Source organism: Micromonospora sp. D75 (assembly GCF_018070405.1).
Lineage (GTDB): Bacteria > Actinomycetota > Actinomycetes > Mycobacteriales > Micromonosporaceae > Micromonospora > Micromonospora chalcea.
This window is the reverse complement of record NZ_JAGPXV010000682.1, coordinates 1-2987: the sequence shown is the minus strand read 5'-3', so window position 1 is coordinate 2987 and position 2987 is coordinate 1. Positions and strand designations below refer to the sequence as shown.

Annotated in this window: 3 protein-coding genes and 1 pseudogene; 2 read left to right on the top strand and 2 right to left on the bottom strand. The window is 72.9% G+C overall.

Annotated elements, in window-relative coordinates; translation table 11 throughout:
• A pseudogene (locus KBX39_RS27600) lies at positions 1–850 on the bottom strand (hypothetical protein); the annotation flags it as partial.
• A gap of 260 nt (positions 851–1110) precedes the next feature.
• Positions 1111–1455: a hypothetical protein gene (locus tag KBX39_RS27595; RefSeq protein WP_210873283.1), complete on the bottom strand. Its 345-nt coding sequence runs from the start codon at positions 1453–1455 to the stop codon at positions 1111–1113.
• Between the two features lie 96 nt (positions 1456–1551).
• On the opposite strand from KBX39_RS27595, the gene KBX39_RS27590 reads away from it, so the two are divergent.
• Positions 1552–2172 (top strand): L-threonylcarbamoyladenylate synthase, encoded by a 621-nt coding sequence (locus KBX39_RS27590; RefSeq protein ID WP_064445853.1) that lies wholly within the window; start codon positions 1552–1554, stop codon positions 2170–2172.
• 78 nt (positions 2173–2250) lie between these two features.
• On the top strand, positions 2251–2987 hold a 737-nt coding region (locus KBX39_RS27585), incomplete at its 3' end, for a cation:proton antiporter (protein WP_312247498.1).

Below are 2987 nucleotides of genomic sequence, written 5' to 3'. Positions count from 1 at the left end.
CCCCCCCCCCCCCCCCCGCACCGAGTAAGGAGACGCCCACCACCGAGAAGTACCCCTTGCCGGCCAGCGTCGAGCTGATGCCGGCGCCGTTGACGGTCCAGGTCGCGCCGGTGGGGGCGTACGCGACGTAGTCGTGGCCGTTGACCGTGAAGCCGATGGTGGCGCCGGAGTTGCGCCACACGGTGGGTGTCGCGGTGGCGGTGAGCTGCGCGGTGCCGCCGCTGACCGTGTAGTAGCTGAACGGCAGCCCGTGGCCGATGGTGGCGCGCATGGTGCGGCTGCCGTCGCTCCAGTCGGCGGTGACCGTCCAGTCGCTCCAGCCGGCGGCCTTGACCACCGGCGCCGACAGTCCGGGCATCCCGACGCGGACGTCCTCGCCGTACGGGTAGTGGAACTCGCCGACGCCGGTCGCGGTGCCGCTGATGGCGGGCGTGGTGGTGTACGACAGGCCGAGCCCGTTGTTCTCGGCCTTGAACGCCAGCGGGTGGGCGTGCAGGTTCTCGCTGCCGGCGCAGTTGTTGCGCTTCCAGATCAGCGACGACCACCAGTCGTTCGTGGGGATTGCGCCGGCGGGCGCGTCGGCGGTGGTGAAGATGCGCGGGTTGGTGCTGATCGCGCCGCAGCCCTTGGGCAGCAGGGCGCCGGGCGGCAGCGACTCGGTGTAGCTGCCCGCGCCGACGGCGCCGGCGGTGGCGGTGCCGCCGCCGCCGACCACGGCGCCCAGCAGGCCGGCGGCCAGCACGGACGCGGCGACGAGGGCGGTCGCCCGCAGACCGCGACGGCGGGCCGGGGACGGGACGGGCGCGGTCGGGGGTACGGGGTCGGGAGAGAAATCCCGCAGGAGGGTCATGGAGGTCCCCTTCACGAGGAGAAGGCGGGGTACGGAGTGGTGGTGCGGCACTCGTGAGAGCGCTCTCTTGAGAAGGGACAGTAAGGTTCGGGTTACGGATCCGTCAATGTCTTGTTACCGAAGAGAGCGCTCTCCCGCACTCGCGACCGACCCTTCGATCACCTCACGAAGCGCGCTGACCAGGCTCGACGGTGCGCACGAGCGCCGCCCCGGGCCCAGGCGGCCGGGGGCGGCGTGAGGACGCGTGTGCCTACGCTGCGTCAGGCGGCGGTGGCGGCGAGGCTCCGCGCGTCGGTCCGTGCCGCGGCCGTGCCCGGCTCACCGGCGGCACCGGGCCGGCTGACGCCCGGCTGTCCGGTGACGGGCCGCGAGGCGGACTGCGGCGAGCCGGCGGACTGCCGGGGCGCCCGGGCGGCGCTCAGCCCCGCCTGCGCGTTGTTCCACGCGCCGCAGGGCCAGGCGGCCCCCGCGCAGCTCGGGCTCGCGCAGACACGTTCGGCGTCGGGCTGGTGCGCGTCTGCCACCGCGGCGGCCAGGTCCCACAGCAGCGGATCGGTCACCTCCGCGGGGCGGTCGGTGACGCGGTCTGTGCTGGCTTCGGACATGATTCGGTCCCCCTGTCGTGAACGGCCCCCACCTGTTTCCGGAAACCGCCCCGGCCAAACCTGCGCCCGCCAGGTCGCGGGCATAGGCTGGCCGTCGTGGCGAGGTACTACGACCTGCATCCGGACAACCCCCAGCCCCGCGTGATCCGGCAGGTGGTGGACCTGCTGCGCGCCGACGGGGTGATCGCGTACCCGACGGACTCCTGCTACGCGCTCGGCTGCCGGATCGGCAACCGCGACGGCGTGGAACGCATCCGCGAGATCCGGCGGCTCGACGACCGGCACCCGTTCACGCTCGTGTGCGCCGACTTCGCCCAGCTCGGCCAGTTCGTCAAGCTCAGCAACGCGGTCTTCCGCCAGGTCAAGTCCGTCATCCCGGGCAGCTACACGTTCCTGCTGCCGGCCACCGCCGAGGTGCCCCGGCGGTTGCAGGACCCGCGCCGGCGGGTGGTCGGGGCGCGCGTGCCGAGCCACACGGTGACCCAGGCGCTGCTGGCCGAACTGGGTGAGCCGCTGCTGTCCAGCACGCTGCTGCTGCCCGGCGAGGACGAGCCGATGACCCAGGGCTGGGAGATCAAGGAACGGCTCGACCACCTGATCGACGCCGTGGTCGACGCCGGTGACTGCGGGCTCGAGCCGACCACCGTGGTCGACCTGTCCGGCGAGGAGCCGGAGATCCTGCGTCGCGGCGCCGGAGACCCGGCCCGCTTCGAGTAACGATCACCGATTCCGCCCCGTCCGGGCGCCGTCGTGGGGCACGGTAGGGACCCGGGGGAACGGTGACGGGGGTACGGCGTGGAAGCACTCCTGCTGATCACGGTGCTCGGCGCGACAGTGCTCGTCGGGACCACGATCGGCGGTCGCTACAGCGTCGCGCCGCCCGTGCTGCTGATCGCCATGGGCGCGCTGATCGGCCTGCTGCCGCCGTTCGACAACCTGATCCTCGAACCCGAGGTCGTGCTGGTGCTGTTCCTCCCGGCGATCCTCTACCGGGAGAGTCTGGTCATCAGCCTGCGCGAGATCCGCGCCAACCTGGTGGTGATCATCGGCCTCGCCGTCGTGCTGGTGATCATCACGATGGCCGCTGTCGCGTTCACCGCGCAGGCTCTCGGCGTGGCGGCGTCCGCCGCCTGGGTGCTCGGCGCGGTCCTGGCCCCCACCGACGCCGCCGCCGTGGCCGGCCTGGCCAAACGGATGCCGCGCGGCATCCTCACCACGCTGCGCGCGGAGAGCCTGGTCAACGACGGTACGGCGCTCGTGCTCTTCGCCGTGGCGGCCGGCGTGATCGCGGGCGGGACGGTGCCCGGGCCGCTGCTGCTCACCGGCGAGTTCATCGGCAAGTCGGCCGGCGGCGTGGCCGCGGGACTGCTCGTCGGCGCGGTCGTGGTGCTGATCCGCAAGCACGTCGACGACCCGATGCGCGAGGGCGGGCTGAGCATCCTCACCCCGTTCGTGGCGTTCCTGCTCGCCGACGCGGTGCACGCCAGCGGCGTGCTCGCGGTGGTGGTGTCCGGACTGTTGCTGTCCTACGC

Coding starts and splice junctions, on each gene's coding strand:
- KBX39_RS27595 (WP_210873283.1), bottom strand. CDS start 1,455: ATGTCCGAAGCCAGCACAGACCGCGTCACCGACCGCCCCGCGGAGGTG.